The organism is Streptomyces sp. GESEQ-4, from assembly GCF_017948455.1.
Classification (GTDB): Bacteria; Actinomycetota; Actinomycetes; order Streptomycetales; family Streptomycetaceae; genus Streptomyces.
In genome coordinates this window covers 894705-912662 of the sequence record NZ_JAFFSU010000001.1, presented here as the reverse complement: position 1 = coordinate 912662, position 17958 = coordinate 894705, and the positions used below count along the sequence as shown (strand labels likewise).

General features: G+C 71.5%; 18 protein-coding genes. 7 read left to right on the top strand and 11 right to left on the bottom strand.

What is annotated here, in order from left to right; all coding sequences use genetic code 11:
* Positions 1–49: 49 nt before the first annotated feature.
* Complete coding sequence (locus tag KCH48_RS04140) at positions 50–667, bottom strand: DUF6624 domain-containing protein (protein ID WP_307840793.1); 618 nt, start codon at positions 665–667, stop codon at positions 50–52.
* The gene (locus tag KCH48_RS04135; protein WP_210570486.1) at positions 664–1110 is read right to left on the bottom strand and encodes an ATP-binding protein; all 447 of its coding nucleotides are present in this window, start codon (positions 1108–1110) and stop codon (positions 664–666) included. The genes KCH48_RS04140 and KCH48_RS04135 overlap by 4 nt, the downstream gene beginning before the upstream one ends.
* 150 nt (positions 1111–1260) lie before the next feature.
* Here KCH48_RS04135 and KCH48_RS04130 point away from each other — a divergent pair, with 150 nt between their 5' ends.
* Positions 1261–2082: an SDR family NAD(P)-dependent oxidoreductase gene (locus KCH48_RS04130; protein WP_374104652.1), complete on the top strand. Its 822-nt coding sequence runs from the start codon at positions 1261–1263 to the stop codon at positions 2080–2082.
* A gap of 14 nt (positions 2083–2096) precedes the next feature.
* Here the strand turns inward: KCH48_RS04130 and KCH48_RS04125 are convergent, their stop codons facing one another.
* On the bottom strand, positions 2097–3509 hold the full coding sequence (locus KCH48_RS04125; RefSeq protein ID WP_210570484.1) for a hypothetical protein: 1413 nt from the start codon (positions 3507–3509) through the stop codon (positions 2097–2099).
* Between the two features lie 289 nt (positions 3510–3798).
* Between KCH48_RS04125 and KCH48_RS04120 the strand changes: the two genes are divergently transcribed.
* The 4 genes from KCH48_RS04120 to KCH48_RS04105 all read left to right on the top strand — a co-directional run bounded on the left by KCH48_RS04120 (position 3799) and on the right by KCH48_RS04105 (position 6456).
* Positions 3799–4620 (top strand): helix-turn-helix transcriptional regulator, encoded by an 822-nt coding sequence (locus tag KCH48_RS04120; protein WP_210570926.1) that lies wholly within the window; start codon positions 3799–3801, stop codon positions 4618–4620.
* 3 nt (positions 4621–4623) lie between these two features.
* Positions 4624–4869 carry a DUF397 domain-containing protein gene (locus tag KCH48_RS04115; RefSeq protein WP_210570482.1) on the top strand — a complete coding sequence of 82 codons (246 nt, stop codon included), beginning with the start codon at positions 4624–4626 and terminating at the stop codon, positions 4867–4869.
* 220 nt (positions 4870–5089) lie between these two features.
* Positions 5090–5614 (top strand): hypothetical protein, encoded by a 525-nt coding sequence (locus KCH48_RS04110; protein WP_210570480.1) that lies wholly within the window; start codon positions 5090–5092, stop codon positions 5612–5614.
* A 32-nt stretch (positions 5615–5646) separates the two neighbouring features.
* Entirely contained in the window at positions 5647–6456 is an 810-nt protein-coding gene (locus KCH48_RS04105; RefSeq protein ID WP_210570478.1) for an SAM-dependent methyltransferase, read from the top strand.
* Positions 6457–6471: 15 nt separating this feature from the next.
* On the opposite strand, the gene KCH48_RS04100 is transcribed toward KCH48_RS04105, so the two are convergent.
* The 7 genes from KCH48_RS04100 to KCH48_RS04070 all read right to left on the bottom strand — a co-directional run bounded on the left by KCH48_RS04100 (position 6472) and on the right by KCH48_RS04070 (position 13604).
* Positions 6472–7002, bottom strand: a complete 531-nt coding sequence (locus tag KCH48_RS04100; protein WP_210570925.1) for an AAA family ATPase — start codon at positions 7000–7002, stop codon at positions 6472–6474.
* Between the two features lie 36 nt (positions 7003–7038).
* The gene (locus KCH48_RS41955) at positions 7039–7581 is read right to left on the bottom strand and encodes an MmcQ/YjbR family DNA-binding protein (protein WP_246884709.1); all 543 of its coding nucleotides are present in this window, start codon (positions 7579–7581) and stop codon (positions 7039–7041) included.
* 51 nt (positions 7582–7632) lie between these two features.
* Entirely contained in the window at positions 7633–8592 is a 960-nt protein-coding gene (locus KCH48_RS04090; protein WP_210570476.1) for a sigma-70 family RNA polymerase sigma factor, read from the bottom strand.
* Positions 8593–8806: 214 nt separating this feature from the next.
* Positions 8807–11293 (bottom strand): FtsX-like permease family protein, encoded by a 2487-nt coding sequence (locus KCH48_RS04085; RefSeq protein WP_210570475.1) that lies wholly within the window; start codon positions 11291–11293, stop codon positions 8807–8809.
* Positions 11290–12105, bottom strand: coding sequence for an ABC transporter ATP-binding protein (locus KCH48_RS04080; RefSeq protein WP_210570473.1), 816 nt, complete (start codon positions 12103–12105; stop codon positions 11290–11292). Before KCH48_RS04080 ends, KCH48_RS04085 begins: the two co-directional genes overlap by 4 nt.
* A gap of 131 nt (positions 12106–12236) precedes the next feature.
* A complete protein-coding gene (locus KCH48_RS04075; RefSeq protein WP_210570471.1) occupies positions 12237–12806 on the bottom strand; it encodes a dihydrofolate reductase family protein in 570 nt (189 codons plus the stop codon).
* Positions 12807–12908: 102 nt separating this feature from the next.
* Positions 12909–13604 (bottom strand): SDR family NAD(P)-dependent oxidoreductase, encoded by a 696-nt coding sequence (locus KCH48_RS04070; protein ID WP_210570463.1) that lies wholly within the window; start codon positions 13602–13604, stop codon positions 12909–12911.
* Positions 13605–13709: 105 nt separating this feature from the next.
* On the opposite strand from KCH48_RS04070, the gene KCH48_RS04065 reads away from it, so the two are divergent.
* Together KCH48_RS04065 and rox are read left to right on the top strand one after the other, a co-directional pair.
* On the top strand, positions 13710–14585 hold the full coding sequence (locus KCH48_RS04065; protein ID WP_210570462.1) for a helix-turn-helix transcriptional regulator: 876 nt from the start codon (positions 13710–13712) through the stop codon (positions 14583–14585).
* A 151-nt stretch (positions 14586–14736) separates the two neighbouring features.
* Positions 14737–16164 carry a rifampin monooxygenase gene (rox, locus tag KCH48_RS04060; RefSeq protein ID WP_210570460.1) on the top strand — a complete coding sequence of 476 codons (1428 nt, stop codon included), beginning with the start codon at positions 14737–14739 and terminating at the stop codon, positions 16162–16164.
* Between the two features lie 44 nt (positions 16165–16208).
* Here the strand turns inward: rox and KCH48_RS04055 are convergent, their stop codons facing one another.
* Positions 16209–17933: a dolichyl-phosphate-mannose--protein mannosyltransferase gene (locus KCH48_RS04055; RefSeq protein WP_210570458.1), complete on the bottom strand. Its 1725-nt coding sequence runs from the start codon at positions 17931–17933 to the stop codon at positions 16209–16211.
* Positions 17934–17958: the final 25 nt, after the last annotated feature.

Sequence of the window (17958 nt, the reverse complement as noted above, 5' to 3'; positions counted from 1 at the left end):
CTCCATCGGTTCCGCGTCCACAGATGGAGGGTGGCTTCGCGGATGGGTCTCAGCAACCGTGTCGCAGTGCCTCCATCTGCTCCTCCAGCGGACCCAGGCCGACATCGCGGCGGCGTTCGTCGACGCTTTCCGGCCGGCGTATCAGGTACGGGCGCAGCGTGGCCGGGTTGACGCGGGTGCCGTAGAACTGCGGCAGGCGCTGCTCGACGGCGCAGTGGTCGGCGATGTACGCGAGGTGGACGGCGGGGCAGCGGCCGTCCAGGGTGGCCTGGGCGATCAGGTCCCGGCAGGAGAGCTGGAAGTCCAGGTCCGGGGCGTGCAGCAGGATCATCAGGGCCGCGGTCGAGGCGGTGGCGCCCACCCGGTCGGCGGACGGCCAGCCATGGCGGTGGACGACGCCCTTGAGCGCGTCGGCGTTGGCGCGACGGCACGCGATGATCTCGGACCGCCGCTGCGGGGTGGGGTCGGCCTGCGCCCGCCGCATGAGGTCCCGCTCGTGGTCGGCCCGGTGCAGCAGTTCCGCGGCCAGGGCAGCCTCCGACACCGGCGCCAACGGGTCTGCCGTCTCGGTACCTGCCGCGCCGTCGTCGGAGCGCACCGACGCATCGGCGAGACGGCTCTCGTCCGCGGCCTCGACCTGCGACTGCCGCCCCAGCGCGCTCGTCACGGTACCCACCCCAACTCCAGCGTGAACCACACCCGCTTGCCCGGGCTGCCGGGCTCCGGGGGCGCGACACCCCAGTCATCGGCCACCGCGGCCACGATGGCCAGCCCACGACCGGACTCCTCGGCCCCGCCCGCCGTACGCAGCCGCGGCGGGAGCGGCGAGTGGTCGCCGACCGTCACCCGCAGCTCGTACTCACCGCACTCGATGGTGAGGGTGACCGTGTCGCCGGGGCCGGTACGCGCGTGCCGGACCGCGTTCGCGAACAACTCGTCCGTGGCGAGGACGGCGTTGTCCACGTACTCCGGCGGCAGCCGCAGCCGCCTGAGGTGCTCGGTGACCAGGTGCCGCACGTCTGCGGCGCGCGAGGGCTGGGCGGGGATCGTGGCGTGGAGGCGTGCCGGGGAGGGCGACGGCTGGTGGCGCTGGGCCCTGGGTGCCGTCATGGAGCCTCCTTGTGGGGGCAGCGCGGTCGGGGAAGTGCTGGCTGCATATGCAGCCAACAACCCGGACCGGCTGCTGGACCAGGGGGTGTGCGGGTTGTCCGGTTGCGGGTGCGTAGTGGCGCGGGAGGTATGTTCGAGAGCGTGAGGAACGTGCACGGCAGCCGGGTGGGGGCGCGCGAGGAGTCCCGTGGCGGGTCCGGCGTGCGCGGCAAGCGCGTGCTGGTCACGGGTGGCACACGGGGTCTGGGCGAGCAGATCGTACGGCTGCTGGTGGCCGAAGGGGCGCGGGTGGCGACGTGTGCGCGTACCGCGCGTGACCTGGAGGCGCTGGAGCTGTCGCTGCGGGGTGAGGACGGCGGGCCCATGTTCACCCGGGCGCTCGACGTCACCGAGCCGGAGCGTCTGGAGCGGTTCGTCACGGCATCGGCGAAGCGTTTGGGCGGCCTTGACGGGGTGGTCGCGTGTGCGGGCGGCTCTCACGGAGGGGGCTTCGAGCGGACGGACGCCGCGGACTGGGCCGCGACCTGGGAGCTGAACGTCGGTCATGCGGTGCGGCTGGTGCGTGCCGCGATCCCGCACCTGCGGGACGCGGGCGGCGGCTCGGTCGTACTGATCTCGTCGATCTCCGGCTGGAAGCCGGGGCCGCCCGTCCAGTACGGAGTCGCGAAGTCCGCCCAGATCCACCTGGCCGCGTCGCTCGCCCGTGAACTCGGTCCGGACGGGATCCGGGTGAACGCCGTCTCCCCGGGGTCGATGCTCATCCCCGGCCGACGCTGGGACCGTATGCGCCGGGAGGATCCCGAGCGGTTCGCCGGGTTCGCGGCCGCGGAGCTGCCGGGCGGAGAGCCGGTTGCGCCGCAGGAGGTGGCGCGGGTGGTGGCGTTCCTGCTGTCCGACTGGTCGAGCGGTGTGTCGGGGGCCCATGTGCCGGTGGACCGGGCGCAGAACGCCCCGTCCCCGGACGGGTACTGAGGCGGGTCGACCGTTCACGCCGCCGCCCCCAGCACCGCGCGGGAGCGGCGCTCGAACTCCCGTACAAGGGGTTCATCCCGGCGGGACTCCAGCCGCCTGCGGAAGTCGCGGAGAGCCTGTATGGAGCGTTCGCTGTGCACGGTGGCCAGGGCGTCCAGCGCCTCGGTGGCCGTGCCGACGGCCTCGTCCAGCCGGTTCTGCTGCAGGTGGGCCGTGGCCAGTACGGAGCGGCTGATGGCCTGGCGCCTGCGCCGGTCGGCGTTGGCACTCACCGACTCGCTCGCCGTGCGCTCGGCCTGGGCGGCGAGCCCCAAGTCACGGAAGCAGAGCGCCGATTCGGCCTGCAGGTAGTGGTCGTCGAGGAAGCGCACCCAGGGGGATTCCTGTTCGGCACCGCGGCTGGCGTCCAGGTGCTGCTCGGCCCGGCGCAGGGCGTCGCCGGCTTCACGCGCGTGCCCCTGGGCCGCGTGTCCGCGGGCCGCCATGGCGTACAGGCGCATCAGGCCCAGCGGGCTGCCCGCTTCCTTGGCGGTGACGATGCCCGCGCGGGCCAGGCACACCCCCTCGTCGGGACGGCCGAGGCTGGTGGCCAGGTGGGACAGTCCGGCCAGGATCTGCCCGCCCAGGACCCGGTCGCGGCCCTCGGCGCACAGGCGCAGCGCCTGGATCATGTAGCGCTGCGCCAGCCCGTACTCCCCCGCGTCGTACGAGCTCCAGCCGGCCATCGCGGCGAGGCGGGCCGCGGCGGTGTACAGGGGGCGCTGCACCTGGGGGGACGTGCCGCGCCGCTGCAGCATCGGGACGACCTCGGTGGACAGGTAGTGCACGATGCTGGTGCGCACTCCGCCGCCGCCGTAGTGGTTGTCCATCTCGTCGAACATGGCGATCATCGCGTGCACCTGTTCGACGGGGCCGCCGTCGGCCACCGGCGTCAGCTGCCCGGTGTCCTGGTTCTCCAGCAGCCACAGCAGCCACTCGCGCTGAGGGTGGGTCAGGGCGCCGGCGACGAAGGGGACCGAGCCGAGCAGGCTGTGCCGGGAGATGTCGGTCGACCCCAGCTCGGCGAGCGCGTGCAGGGTGTCCGCCATGTCCTCGCCGAACGCGAGCGTCCTGGCCACGACCGGGCGTTGCTGGTCGGGATGGAAGCCGAGATCCGCGGGTGACACGAAACGGCCGAGCCGCTCGGACAGCACCGCGGCGATCAACTCCGGTGTTCTGCCCCGGGGTTGCTGTCCCTGCAGCCAGCGGGTCACCGACGCCTTGTCGTAGCTGGAGTCGGCGCCCTGGCAGTGGCCGAGTTCATTGACCCGAAGGGCGAGGGAGGCGTACGAGCAGCCGGCCTCCTTCAGCGCGCTCGCCAGTGCCGCATTGCCTCCGGCGGGGCCCTTGCCCGGGCTCCTTGCGTGTCCGTCGGTCACGGTGGCCATCCAGGTCTCGCATCAGATCGTGTAGCTGCGCTGTACCTGCCGGGCCGTCAAGTCAGCACTGCCCGGGCAGAGTTGACCTTCGTCGCGCCGCTCCGCGCGGAGGTCCCACGAGAACTATGGTCGCGTGGATACTCGATACGCAACTGGCGTTCTGATAATTTCGTATCGATCCGCATCGCTCTGTCTGTGTCGTTGGACCGCGTGGCACACTGCACGCTGTGATGGCCGCCGAGGGAGGTAGGACGTGGGCGAGAACCGCTCGAGCGGCAGTGCACCCACCGTCCTGCGGATGGTGCTCGGCAAGCGGCTGAAGCAGCTGCGGGAACAGGCCGGACTGTCCTTCGAGGACGCGGCGCGCGCCATCGAGGTCACCGCGCTCACGGTCCGGCGGATCGAAAAGGCCGAGGTCGGGCTGCGCATTCCGTACGTGAAGGAGTTGCTGCACACCTACGGCGTCCCGGCGGCGGAGATCGAGGACTTCCTGGATCTGGCCCGCAAGGCGAACCAGCCCGGGTGGTGGTACCAGTACCGCGACGTGCTCCCGGAGTGGTTCAAGGCGTACGTGAGCCTGGAGAGCGAAGCCTCGGTCATCCGTCTCTACGAACCCCACTACGTCCCCGGCCTGTTGCAGACGCACGAGTACGCCGAGGCGCTCATGCGCGTCGGCTTCCCCGACGAGCCCAAGGAGGAGACGGCCCGCCGCGTCGACCTGCGACTCAAACGCCAGGACCTGCTCGCCAAACCGGACGCGCCCGCCCTCTGGGCCGTCCTGGACGAGACGGTGCTGCGCCGGGCGGTCGGCGGGGCCGAGGTGATGCGGGCTCAGATAGACCGGCTGCACGAGGCCCTGGACCTGCCGAAGGTCCGGATCCAGATCATGCGTTTCGCGGCGGGCGCCCACCCCGGCGCCTTCGGCCCGTTCCACCACTTTCGCTTCGGATTCTCCGAACTGCCCGACATCGTCTACGTGGAGAGCCTGGCCGGCGCGGTCTATGTCGACCGGCCCGAGGACGTCGGCGCCTACCTCGAAGTACTGGACCGGATGTCCGTGCAGGCGGAGCCGGTCGATCGAACCCGGGCCATCCTGGGTGAACTGCGTAAGGAGTTGTGATCCATGGGATCCAAAGGCCCCATCTACAGCGGTATGCCGGCCTCCGACCTGGGCACCGAGGGCTGGCACAAGCCCTGGAGCGGTACCAACGGCGGCAGTTGCGTCGAGGCCAAGCGACTGCCCGACGGCAGCGTCGCCTTCCGCCAGTCCACCGACCCCGACGGCCCCGCGCTGGTCTACTCCCGCGACGAGATGATCGTGTTCCTGGAAGGCGCCAAGGCCGGCCAGGCCGACTTCCTGGTCGCCTGACGCCGCCACCCGTACCGGCACACCACTACGCGCGCACAACCGGACAACCCGCACGCCCACTCCCGGCGTGCGGGTCGTCCGACCACACTGAACAGGTCTGTCGCCTCGAAGGAAGTGGTATGCACGCGTCACCCCGACTCTCCCGCCGGACCGTGCCCGCCACCCGCCCGGGCCGCATCGCTCCGCGCCGAACCACCCGAGTCGGCCCCGAGGCGACGGCATGAACCTCCCGCAGGCGCTCCTGAGCCACCGGACGTTGGTCATCGAGGGCGCCGACGGCGTCCCCCGCAACGGCCTCATCGCCCAGCTGGCCCACCACGGCTTCCCGGTCCAGCACCTGCCGGACCGCCTGCACCACGTGGACCCGACCCGGCCCTACCGTGAACTCCTCGCGACGCCGGGGCGCGTGGCCCTCGACGGCAGCATCATCCACGAACTCGTCTACGGACCATTGCGCCGCGGCCACTCCCGGGTGACCTGGATCCAGGCACTGGACTTCGCCGAATCCGTGGCCGAACGCGACGGCGCCCTCATTCACCTGACGGCATCCGTGAGCTTCCTCCGGCCCGCCCCCACGGACTTCACCGAGGCGGCCGACGCCTATGCGCGGGCGATGCGAACCCTCGCGCAACACGTCCCCGTCGTCCGCCTCGACGCGGCCGACCTCACCCACTTACCCCGCCCCGGCCTCCCTGCGCACTGCGAACTCGGGCGGAAGCAGCAGCAGTTGACGATACGTTGGTAACCGACCCCGTGACGCACGGCAGGAGAACTCCCATGGCAGACGGCCGGCCCGCCCCCGACCAGGAAGCACTGTCCAAGATCGACACCACGGTGCCGCACTCCGCCCGCATCTGGAACTACTGGATGGGGGGCAAGGACAACTACGAGGTCGACCGGATCGCGGGCGACGCCTACCGCGAGACCGCGCCGAACATCGAGACCATGGCCCGCGCCTCCCGCCAGTACCTGATCCGCGCCGTCACCTTCGTGGCCGGCGATCTCGGCATCCGGCAGTTCCTCGACATCGGCACCGGCCTGCCCACGTACGACAACACCCACCAGGTCGCACAGCGGGTGGCGCCCGAGTCCCGCATCGTCTACGCCGACAACGACCCGCTCGTCCTCCGGCACGCCCAGGCCCTGCTCACCAGCACCCCCGAAGGCGTCACCGAGTACGTCGACGCGGACCTGCACGAACCGGAGAAGATCCTCGAAGCGGCGGGCCGGATCCTGGACTTCGACCAGCCGGTCGCCCTCATGCTCATGGGCATCCTCGGCCACATCCAGGACTATGAGGAGGCCAAGTCCATCGTCCGCCGCCTCCAGGCGGCCCTGTGTCCCGGCAGCTACTTCGTGCACTACGACAGCACGGACACGGACGAGGAACTCAAGCGGGCCCAGCAGGGCTACGACGACACCGGCGCCATCCCGTACGTCCTGCGCAGCCCTGAGCAACTCGCCGCCTACTACGAGGGCCTGGAACTGCTCGAACCCGGCATCGTCTCCTGCCCCCTGTGGCACCCCGAGCCCGGCACCACGCCCGAGCCCACGGATGTCTACGGCGGGGTGGCCCGCAAGCCCTGACGCGCCGCCGCGCAGCTACTCCAGCGCCGGGAGGCCGGTCAGGCCTGTCTCGGCCATGATGCGGTCCACCGTCGCGGCCAGGGTGCTGTCGGCGCCGATGACCGTCTCGATGCCACCGGGCAGCAGGTCCAAGGTCCGGTACCAGTCGCGCAGTTGCGACTCGTCGACCTCGTCGGCGATCGGTTTCGTGGCGTGCCGGGCGAGGGTTTCGGCGAACGGGACGTCCAGGTAGTAGGCGTGGGTCGGGCCGCGGTGGTCGCGGCGCAGCCGGGCGAGCATGTCGCCGTAACGATCGGCGTAGAGGATGCCTTCGACGACGACGTGATACCCGGCGTCCAGGGCGTAACGGGCCGTCAGGTCGATCAGGCCGATGTTCGCGGCGCCCGGCCGGTCCCGCTCGCGCAGGACGACCCTGCGGATGTTGTCCTGGCCGACCAGGGCCAGACCACGGCCGAACCGCTCGCGAAGTCCGACCGCGACGGTCGACTTGCCCGAGGCGCTGTTGCCCCGCAGGATGACCAGCCGCGTTTCTTCGGTGCCCACCATCACGGCGGTCACGCTACCGACAGCCGGTGAACCGCTTCAGCCCTTGAAGGCGCGGCCGGTGGCGGACAGGGTCTCGGCCAGGATGCGGACGGCCTTCGGGCCGACGCCATGCAGGGCCGACAGCTCCGACTCGGTCAGGCCTGCCACTTGGTCGAGGGTCGTGATCCCGGCGGAGGCGAGCGCCTGCGTCGCGGGCCTGCCGATCGCCTTCGGCAGGTCGCCGACCGCGCCGGGGGCCGCGGTGTCGGCTGCCGCCACCTGCGCGGCGAGACGCTTGGGGGCATGCGCCAACCAGGCGCGTCGTACCCAGTGGTTGAGCTGTTGCCCGTCGATCTCTCCCAACGGGACGCGTACGCCGATCCGCACTGCGCCGCGGGTGTACGGCTTCGCGACCGGGTGCGCGGCGAGCATCACCTCCGCATCCTCGGCCGGAAGGTGGAGGTGGACGTACTTGTCCTTGCCCAGCGAGGCGAACGGCTTGTCGCCGACCACGAAGGCGGCTGTCGCGGTGCGGGTGGCCTGCTCGACGGTCTCGGGGAAGGAGAGCGCCGCTTTGCGGAGCTGGGCAAGAGTCGTCATGGGCACACGTTGGCACACCGGGCCCTTCGTGGATTCCATGTCGGCGCCGGGTCACCACTGGGTGATGAGCGGTGTGTCCGGTTCCTGTCGGCGCCAGGCTGCGGTGAGGCGGGCGAGGCGGGTGGGGGCGGCGATGCCGCGCACGGTTTCGATCCGGCCGCTCGCGAGGTCGAACGTCGCGATGCCCCTGACCTGGTCGCCGATCACGAAGAGGATGGCGGGGGCGCCGTTGACGTGCGCGTAGTGGATGGCAGGCGTGCCGCCCGCAAGGCGCCGTTTCGCGGCTGTGGGTTTGAGGCCGGCTCGTACGACGGCGGCGACGCGCTGCGGAGTGTCGAACCGCAGCAGCTTCTCCGCCATGCCGCCGACGCCGTCGGAGATCGCGATCGCGTCGTCGGTGAGCAGCGCCACCAGCCGTTCGGTGCGGCCCGAGGTGGCGGCGGTGAGGAATTCCTCGACGATCCTGCGGGCGGATGCCGGGTCGAGCTCGCCGCCGTCGCGGCGGCGCTCGGCGGTGATGCGGCGGCGGGACCGGTGGAGGTGCTGCTGGCTTGCGGACTCGGTGATGTCGAGGATCTCGGCGATCTCGGCGTGGCTGTAGGAGAACGCTTCACGCAGGACGTAGACGGCCCGCTCGACGGGTGACAGTCGCTCCATGAGCGTCAGCACGGCCAGGGAGACCGATTCCCGCTGCTCGAACGTCTCGGCCGGGCCGAGCATCGGGTCGCCGTCGAGGAGCGGTTCGGGGAGCCAGGCCCCGGCGGTGCGTTCGCGGCGGGCCTGTGCCGAGCGGAGCCGGTCGAGGCACAGGTTGGTGACGACCTTGGTCAGCCACGCTTCCGGCACCTTGATGTGCTCCCGGTCGGCGGCCTGCCAGTGCAGGAACCCGTCCTGCACGGCGTCTTCGGCGTCGGTGGCGGAGCCCAGGAGCCGGTAGGCGAGCGAGGCCAGCCGGTTCCGGCTGGCCTCGAATCGACTGGTGTCGAAGCGGTCGATGTCGGTGCTGTCCACATGGACCACCCTAGATAGGGGGCGGCTGAGCGAGGGCTATTTCGGCCAACGCGTCCCGCGAGGCCAGGCGGCGCTTGCGCTTGGGCAGGCAGACCGACCGCATGGTGCGATCGACGATGATCCGACCGTGCTCGGTGACCTCAAGGCTGCGGTTCGCTTGCTCCTGTTGACTTGAGTCCCTGCTCTGCGGGGCGTGCCTCAGCGCTACCGTTCCTCAGCGCCGGAGCGCCGCCCTCGCCGGCAGGGTCACTGCCAGCAGGCCCAGGCCCACCGCGCCGCCGGCGAAGGCCGCGTACACCAGGGGAGGTACGTACGGGGCCTCGCCGGTGAGGCCGCGCATCATCGGGATCAGCGTCGCGGCGGCGATGGCCGTGCCGAGGACGATGCCGGTCACCGCCACCAGGAGGCCTTCCCAGCGCAGCATCCGCATCACCTGGCGCCGCGTGGAACCGACGAGGCGGAGCATGCCGAGTTCGCGGCGGCGGTCGAGGACGGTCATCACGAGCGTGTTGACGGCGGCGACGGCGGCGAAGCCACCGAGGACGCCGGCCATCGTGTAGTTGGCCCAGGCATTGAGCTCGCGGTCGGTGCTCTGCTCGACCGCGTAGCCGGAGGCGTCGGTGACCTTGCCGAGCGGGGCGAGGGCCTGTGCGTCGCCGCCCCGTACCAGGAGTGTGCTGTCGAAGACCGAGGTGACATGGGCGGCCAGGGACGCGCGGTCCATGGTCACCGCGGCGAGGCCGAGACCGCGGCCGTACACGGCGACGACCTCTGGGCTGGTCCTGGTGCCGTCGGGAAGGTAGAGGGGCAGTGTGTCGCCGACCTTGACCTTCGCCGACGTGGCGAGCGCCTTGTCGATGGCGAGCCGACCCTTGCCGACCCGGTCCAGGCTGCCGTCGCGCACGTCGAGGTCCTGCACCTTCGCGAGCTGCGCGCCGGAACCGGAGATGCCCTGGGCCGCCGAGCTCTGCAGCCACCGGTCGCCGCCCGACCCGACGGGCACAAGCACCTGCGTGTCGAGCAGGCCGACGGCCGCGTCGACGCCGGGCACGCGGGCGGCCCGGTCGACGGCGTCGGCGGGCAGCCCGGCCGGGGCCGTGACCACATGGTCCGCGGTGACGCCGGCGCGCAGCTGCTTCGCGGCGACATGGCTCTCGCTCGTGTGCATGAAGACGAGCGTCGAGGCGAAGGCCATGGCCAGCACGATCGGGGTGATCGCGGAGGCCAGCCGACGGGCGTTCGTACGGGAGTTGGCGGCCGCGAGCGAGGCCGAGGCACCGCCGCCGCTCAGTGGGAGCCCGAACAGCTCCGCGCACAGCCGCGCCACCAGCGGGCCGAGCAGCGCGACGGCGAGCATGAAGAGCATGACGACGCCAAGGGCGGCGTTGGCCGCGTCCTCCCCCGCCGAACGGGCGGCTACGACGGTGAGGAGCCCGCCGCCGACAAGGGCGCCCAGGCCCAGCACCGTACGGATCACGCCTGGCCGCAGTCGCTCCACCGACGCCTCGGTGAGCGCCTGCCCCGGCCTGATCTTCGCGGGCCGGCGTCCGGCGGCCCAGCCGGCGGTGAGCGCGGTCAGCAGTCCCGCGCCGACGGCGACGACGAGCGGGATCCAGGAGATGTGCAGGTCCACGGCCTCCGGCACGGCCCCGCGGTCCTGCAACTGCCCGAACCACCAGTGGGCGAGCCCGATCCCCGGCAGGCAGCCGACCAGACCGGCGGCGGGCGCGACGAGCAGCGCCTCCGCGGCGACCGCGCGGCGGATCTGCCGCGGAGTGGCCCCGACGGCGCGCAGCAGCGCGAACTCCCGGGCCCGCTGGGCGACGGACAGCGCGACCGTGCCGGACGCCGTGAAGACGGCGACCATGGCGGCGATCCCGCCGAAGGAGCCGCCGAGCCCGGTGAGCATCTCCTTGGCGTACCCGAGTCCACGGTCCTCGACGGCGCCGCGCTCGTCGCCGGTGTGCACCCTGGCGCCGGAACCGGCGAGCGCCTTCTTCACACCGGCGGCGAGCGCGTCGGCGTCCGCCCCGTCCTTCGCCAGTACGGCGATTGCGTCGGCCTTGCCGGGATGCCCGGCCAGCGCGGACGCCTGGGCGTCGGCGAACCAGCCCGTGGCGCCCTCGGCCACGTCGCCGTCTCCGGCCTGCGCCAGCCCGGAGACGCGGAAATCGGCGCGTCCGGCGGCGGTTTCGAGCGTGACCGTGTCGCCGACGCCGGCCTTCGCGGCCCGCGCGGCGGCGGCGTCGAGCACCACCTCGCCGATACGGGGTGCGGCACCGGAGGTGAGCGCGGCACCGGTGAAGATGTGCGCTCCCCAGCCGTGGCCCGTCAGCGCGCCGTCGCCCTGGCGCACCGGGAACGTGAAGTCCGGCACCGCCCCTTCCGCGCCGGGCACGCGGGCCGCCTTGCCGGCCAGTGCGGCGTCCACACGCGCCGTGTCCGGCAGCAGGTCCGCCGACACGGACCGGCTGTCCCCGCTGCCCGTGACGAAGCGGGCGTACTGGTCCGCGGCCACGACCACCGGCGCCTTGGCGTACCGCTCGGGCGGAACCGAGGCGCGGGCGCCCGTCTCCAAGAGGATGCCGCAGGCGGAGACGATCAGCGCCGCCATCATCAGCGCGACGAACGTGCCCGCGAACGACGCTGGTTTGAAGCGCACGGCCGCGCGGGCGAGGCCGTTGGGGGCGAAGCTCCTCACGCCGCCGCCCCCACCATCGCGCCCGAACGGGAGGTCAGGGCGGCCATGTGCGCCGCGATCTGCTCCGCCGAGCCGCGGTCGAGGCCACCGGCGAAGACGCCGTCCGCGAGGAACAGCACGCGGTCGGCCCAGACGGCCGCGGCCGGGTCGTGGGTGACCATGACGACGGTGGCCCCGAGGGTGTCCACCGCGTGCCGGAGCAGGCCGAGGATCTCGGCGGCGGTGCCGGTGTCGAGGGCGCCGGTGGGCTCGTCGGCGAACACCACGTCCGGGCTGGTGATCAGGGCGCGGGCGATGGCCACGCGCTGCTGCTGGCCGCCGGAGAGCTCGCCGGGCCGCCGCTTCGCCTTGTCGGTGAGGCCGACCTGCGCGAGCACCGCCTGTGCGCGTCGGCGGTCCTGGCGCTGCCCGGCGAGGCGCGTCGGGAGCAGCACGTTCTGCTCGACGGTGAGGGAGGGCAGGAGGTTGAAGGCCTGGAAGACGAAGCCGAGGCGGCTGCGGCGCAGTTCGGTGAGCTGGTTCTCCCGCATGCCCGTGATCTCCGTACCGCCGAGGCGCACGGAGCCGGCCGACGGCCGGTCGAGGCCGGCGGCGCACTGCAGGAAGGTGGACTTGCCGGAGCCGGAAGGGCCCATGACGGCGGTGAACGTGCCGCGGGGCAGGGCGAGGTCGATGCCCGCGAGCGCGTGCACGGCACCGGCGCCGCGGCCGTACTGCCGCCGGACGCCGCGCAGTTCGACGGCGAGACCGGGCGTGCCCTGGGCCTCCGGCCGGTCGTCCGTCTTCTGCCGCTTGCCGCTGCGCAGCCTCATGGTCCGTCCTCTCGCGATCTTTTCGAGCCGATGACTCGAAGCTACGGATCACGGTCATGGCGAACCATGGCGGCTGCTGGCGGATCGGGGGTGGGGATAACCCCAGGCGCCTTACCTGCGTCTGCGGCGGCTCATTTCGCCGACGCCACGCGGTAGCGGAGGTAGACGAATTTCGAACTGAAGGTGCGTGTCTCGACGAGTTCGAGATCCACCCGGCGCTCGTGCCGGGGAAAGAACGGAATGCCGCCGCCCACCAGTACCGGGTGGACCATGACCCGGTACTCGTCGATCAGCCCGAGCGCGGCGGCCTCGGCGGCGAGCGTCGCGCCGCCGATCGCGATCTCGCCCTCCCCCGGCTCGGCTCGCAACCGCTCGATCTCCTCCGCCAGGCCGCCGGAGGCCAGGCGCGCATTGCCCTGCACCGCCGACAGCGTGGTGGAGAACACCACCTTCGGGAGCGGGTTCCAGAGCGCGGTCCACTCGAGTTCGGCCTCGTCGAGCGATCGATCCTGGTCGGCGGTCTCCCAGTACAGCATCGTCTCGTACAGCCGTCGTCCCAGCAGGTGGACGCCGACCTGTCGAATCTCGTCGATCCAGAAGCGGAAGACGTCCTCGTCGGGCGCCGTCCAGTCGAAGTTGCCGTCCGGCCCGACGATGTAGCCGTCGAATGAGGCGCCCATCGAATAGGTCACGCTGCGCATCAGGAGTCCTCCTCGGTAACGGGTTCGGCAGTATGACTGCCGGACGCCGCAGAACTCATCGCGGCTCGCGGCATCCCCTGGGCCGGCCGCGACTCTTCGTGGCTACCAGGCGATCTCGCCATGCCGGGAGACGAAGCGCCCGGTGCCGGCTCCGGGCCCCTCGGTGGCCAGGGCAACGATCGCGTCCGTGCCCTCGGTGACGGTTTGGGGGCCGCTGTGCCCGTTGAGGTCGGTCGCGGTGTAGCCGGGGTCGGCGGCGTTGACGCGGATGTCCTTGAGCCCTTTCGCGTACTGCGTGGTCAGCATCGTCAGGGCCGCCTTCGACGAGGTGTACAGAGGCGCGACGACACGCGACTCGGGCCGGTCGGGGTCGTGGGTGAGGGCGAGGGAGCCCATGCCGCTGCTGACGTTGACGATCACGGGGTCGTCCGAGCGGCGCAGCAGCGGCAGGAACGCGGTGGTGGTGCGGACCACGCCGATGACGTTGACGTCCAGGACGGCGCGGGCGTCGGCGGCGGTGAGGTCGCCGGGATCGCCTATGGGGCCGTGCACGCCGGCGTTGTTGATCAGGACGTCGATCCTGCCCTCGTGTTCGGCGACGTCCGCGGCCGCGGCGGCCACGGAGGCGTCGTCGGTCACGTCGATGGGGACGTAGCGGGCGCCGAGCGCCGCAGCGGCCTCCTCGCCCCGCTCGCGGTCGCGGGCGCCGACGAGCACGGTGTGGCTGTACTCGATCAGGCGGCGGGCGGTCTCGCGGCCGAGACCCTTGTTGGCTCCGGTGATGAAGGTGATCGTCATGCCTTCGATGGTGGTCCGGGGCGGTAAGGCGGACCAGGGAGGCTTCGACGGTAGGACGACCAGTACCACCCTCGCGCCCCCACAGACGACCGGGGATGCGGGACGATGGAGGTCATGTCGATGTCACCCGGAACCGGACTGGGCGCGGTGCTCCGCATGTGGCGGGACCGGCTGCCCCCGTCGGCCGCCGGGCTGCCGGTGGCCCGCGGTCGCCGGGCGGCAGGGCTGCGGCGGGAAGAACTGGCCGACCTGGCCGGGGTGTCGGTCGACTACGTCGTGCGCCTGGAACAAGGACGGGCCACGACACCCTCGGCATCGGTGGTGGCGTCCCTGGCGCGCGCCCTGCAACTGTCCATCACCGAGCGGGACCACCTGTACCGGCTGGCCCAGCTCGTACCGCCGGTGGACGGCGCGATCTCCGACCATCTGCCGCCCGGCCTGCAGCGGGTCCTGGCCCGCCTCGGGGACGTGGCGGTCGCCGTGTTCGCGGCGGACTGGCAACTGGTGCGGTGGAATCGTGGGTGGGCCGCCCTGCTGGGCGACCCCTCTCCCACCCCGCCCCGGCTGCGCAATTTCGCCCGCGACAGATTCCCGGTCGACGGCGCCTCCCCCCGCCTCGCGCTGTGGCCGGTGACCGAGGCGGACCGCGACGCCACTGACGCCGCCGTCGTCTCCGACCTGCGCCGCGCCACCGGCCGCTTCCCCCAGGACGCCCGCCTGGCCGCGCTGATCCGCGAACTGAACGCGGGCAACAGGAGGTTCGCCGCGCTATGGGCGACGGGAGCGGTGGCCGCGCACCGCGAGGACCACAAGACGATCGACCACCCGTCGGTGGGCCCCATCACGGTGGACTGCGACGTCCTGACCGACGGCGACTCCGAGCTCAAGATCGTCATCATGACCGCGGCACCCGCCAGCGAGGACGAGACCAAACTCCACCTCACCGCCATCACCGGCCCACCGGCCACCACGCACAACTGACCCGCGCGGAAAAAGCGCAAAGGCAAGGAGCGTGTGTACTCCTTGCCACTCTCAACCTATAGCGCACTGGGGGGCTTGCGGCAAGGCCCTGGTCGGGCCGCAGAATGAGCGGCCGAAGCCAGAAGCTGCGGAAAATGACGGGGGTCTTCAGATGATTGACGTGATCGTGGTCGGCGGCGGACCGACCGGTTTGATGCTGGCCGGCGAATTGCGGTTGCACGGTGTGCACGTGGTCGTGCTGGAGAAGGACGTGGAGCCGACCCCGATCGTCCGCTCGCTCGGACTGCACGCGCGCAGCATCGAGGTGATGGATCAGCGCGGGCTGCTCGACCGATTCCTGGCGCTCGGTCAGCAGTACCCGGTCGGTGGCTACTTCGCCGGAATCAGTAAGCCCGCGCCGGAACGGCTGGACACCTCACATCCGTACGTCCTCGGCATCCCGCAGACCACCACCGACCGCCTGCTGGCCGAGCGCGCCACCGAGCTCGGCGCCGAGGTCCGGCGCGGCTGCGCGCTGGCCGGGCTGAGCCAGGACGACCATGGGGTGAGCGCCGAGCTGGCCGACGGCACGCGGCTGCGCTCACGTTACGTCGTCGGCTGCGACGGCGGCCGCAGCACGGTGCGCAAGCTGCTCGGCGTCGGCTTCCCCGGCGAGCCCAGCCGCGTCGAGACCCTGCTGGGCGAGATGAAGCTGACCGCGGAGCCCGAGACGCTGGCCGCCGTGATGGCCGAAGTCCGCAAGACCGAGAAGCGGTTCGGCGCCATGCCCCTCGGGGACGGGGTGTACCGCGTCGGCGTGCCCGCCGAAGGGGTGGCCGAGGACCGCTCCGTACCGCCGACTCTCGAGGAGTTCAAGCGACAGCTGCGGGTCATCGCCGGCACCGACTTCGGCGTGCACTCACCCCGCTGGCTGTCCCGCTTCGGCGACGCCACCCGGCTGGCCGAGCGCTACCGGGTCGGCCGGGTGCTGCTGGCCGGCGACGCGGCGCACATCCACCCGCCGGTCGGCGGTCAGGGGCTCAACCTCGGCATCCAGGACGCGTTCAACCTCGGCTGGAAACTGGCCGCCGAGGTGGGCGGCTGGGCACCGCGGGGCTTGCTGGACAGCTACCACACCGAGCGGCACCCGGTGGCCGCCGACGTGCTGAACAACACCCGCGCGCAGATGGAGCTGCTGTCCAACGAGCCGGGCCCCCAGGCCGTACGCAGGCTGCTGTCGGAACTGATGGACTTCGAGGAGGTGAACCGGTACCTGACCGAGAAGATCACCGCGACCGGGATCCGCTACGACTTCGGCGAGGGCCACGAACTCCTCGGCCGGCGGCTGCGGGACGTGGAGCTGAAGCGGGGGAACCTCTACGAACTGATGCACGGCGGTCGCGGCCTGCTGCTCGACCAGACCGGCCGGCTGTCGGTGGCGGGCTGGGACGACCGGGTCGACCACGTCGTCGACGTGAGCGAGGAACTGGACGTGCCCGCGGTACTCCTCCGGCCGGACGGCCATGTGGCGTGGGTCGGCGACGATCAGCAGGACCTGCTCAGTCGGCTGCCCAAGTGGTTCGGCGCTGCCGCCAGTTGACGCCGTGGCGCGCACGTTCGCCGCCTTCGCGGCCTGCCGTGGCTTCAGATCCACGTGTCGAGCCACATCCTTGCGCGCCAGTCGGCGTACGGGATCGTCTGGCCCATGTAGACCGGGAAGAAGTAGATGAAGTTCCAGGCGATGAGCAGCACGAGCGCGCCCGCCGCCACCGTCCCCTGTATGCGACGCTTCTCAGCCGCCCCCGGCGGCCCCAGCACCGCTCCCAGCATCATCGTCACGGCCAGGCTCAGGTACGGCACGAAGACGACGGCGTAGAAGGAGAAGATCGTACGGTCCTGGTACAGGAACCAGGGCAGATAACCGGCGCTCACCGCACACAGGATGGCGCCGGCACGCCAGTCGCGGCGCAGTGCCCATCGGTAGAGCAGGTAGATGAGCGCGAAGCAGGCCGACCACCACAGGAGCGGCGTGCCCAGCGCGAGGATCGTCTGTGAGCAGTCGGTCGTCGCGGTGCAGCCGTCCTTCCCGGGCGCCGGCGACTCGTAGTGGAAGAGCACGGGGCGGCCGAGGACCAGCCAACTCCAGGGATTGGACTCGTACTTGTGGGGAGTGTGCAGCCCCACGTTGAACTGGTAGACCCCGTACTCGTAGTGCCACAGGCTGCGCAGCGGAGCCGGAATCCACGACCAGGTGCCGCCGCGACCGTCCGCCCAGTGGCGTCCGTAACCGTTGCCGGACAGGAACCAGCCGCTCCATGTCGCCACATACGTCACCACACTGACAACGGCGACGGACAGCACCGACCAGCCGAGGTCCTTGCGCAACACCGCGCGATACGGGCGGCGCGCCCCCGCCACGCGGCGCGCGCCGACGTCCCACAGCAGGGTCAGCGCCACGAAGAAGACCAGGAAATACAGGCCGCTCCACTTGCTCGAGGCCGCCAGTCCCAGGCAGACGCCGGCCGCGAGCCGCCATGGACGCAAGCCCGTCCCGGCATGATCACCCGTGTCCCCGTCCGGACGCGTACGGCCGTCCTCGCCGACCGGCAAGGCCGCCGCGAGCCGGGCCCGCGCCTGGTCCCGGTCGATCAGCAGACATCCGAACGCCGCCAGCACGAAGAACATGACGACGAGGTCCAGCAGAGCGGTACGGCTCATCACCACATGCAGGCCGTCGATCGCCAGCAGTGCGCCGGCCAGGCAACCCAGCATCGTCGAACGGAACAGGCGGCGGCCTATTCGGCACAGCATCAGCACCGACAGCGTGCCCAGGACCGCCGTCATGAAGCGCCAGCCGAACGGGTCGAGGCCGAACATCCCCTCGCCGAGGGCGATCACCCACTTGCCCATGGGCGGGTGCGCGACAAAGGCCCCGGTGTCGGTGAGCGAGATCACCTGGGGGTCCGCGAGTACCTGCGGGTCGGCGATCTTACGGTCCGGCCAGGTGCCCTCGTAACCGAACCGCAGCAGGGACCAGGCGTCCTTGGCGTAGTAGGTCTCGTCAAAGACGAAGGCATGTGGACGGCCGAGCTGCCAGAAACGTATCGCTCCGGCCAATACGGCGACGAGTACCGGCCCCAGCCAGTCCATCGCCCTCCCGAGGCGGTGGGCCGGTGCCGGGCTGAAGCCCAGGAACTCCCAGAGGCGAGTGGACGGCTTCGGAAAGGGCGGAACCAGGCGCTCGCGGGTGTCGGTCCGGGGGCGTTCGGTGTATCCGAACTGGCGAAGCCGGTAACGCCAGTTGATGGGCGGCGTTGCCGGACGGGTGCCTTCAAGGACATGGGAACGGGGCGCGTTGCTACTCGTCACCGGATGACCTTAAGCTCACCGGTAT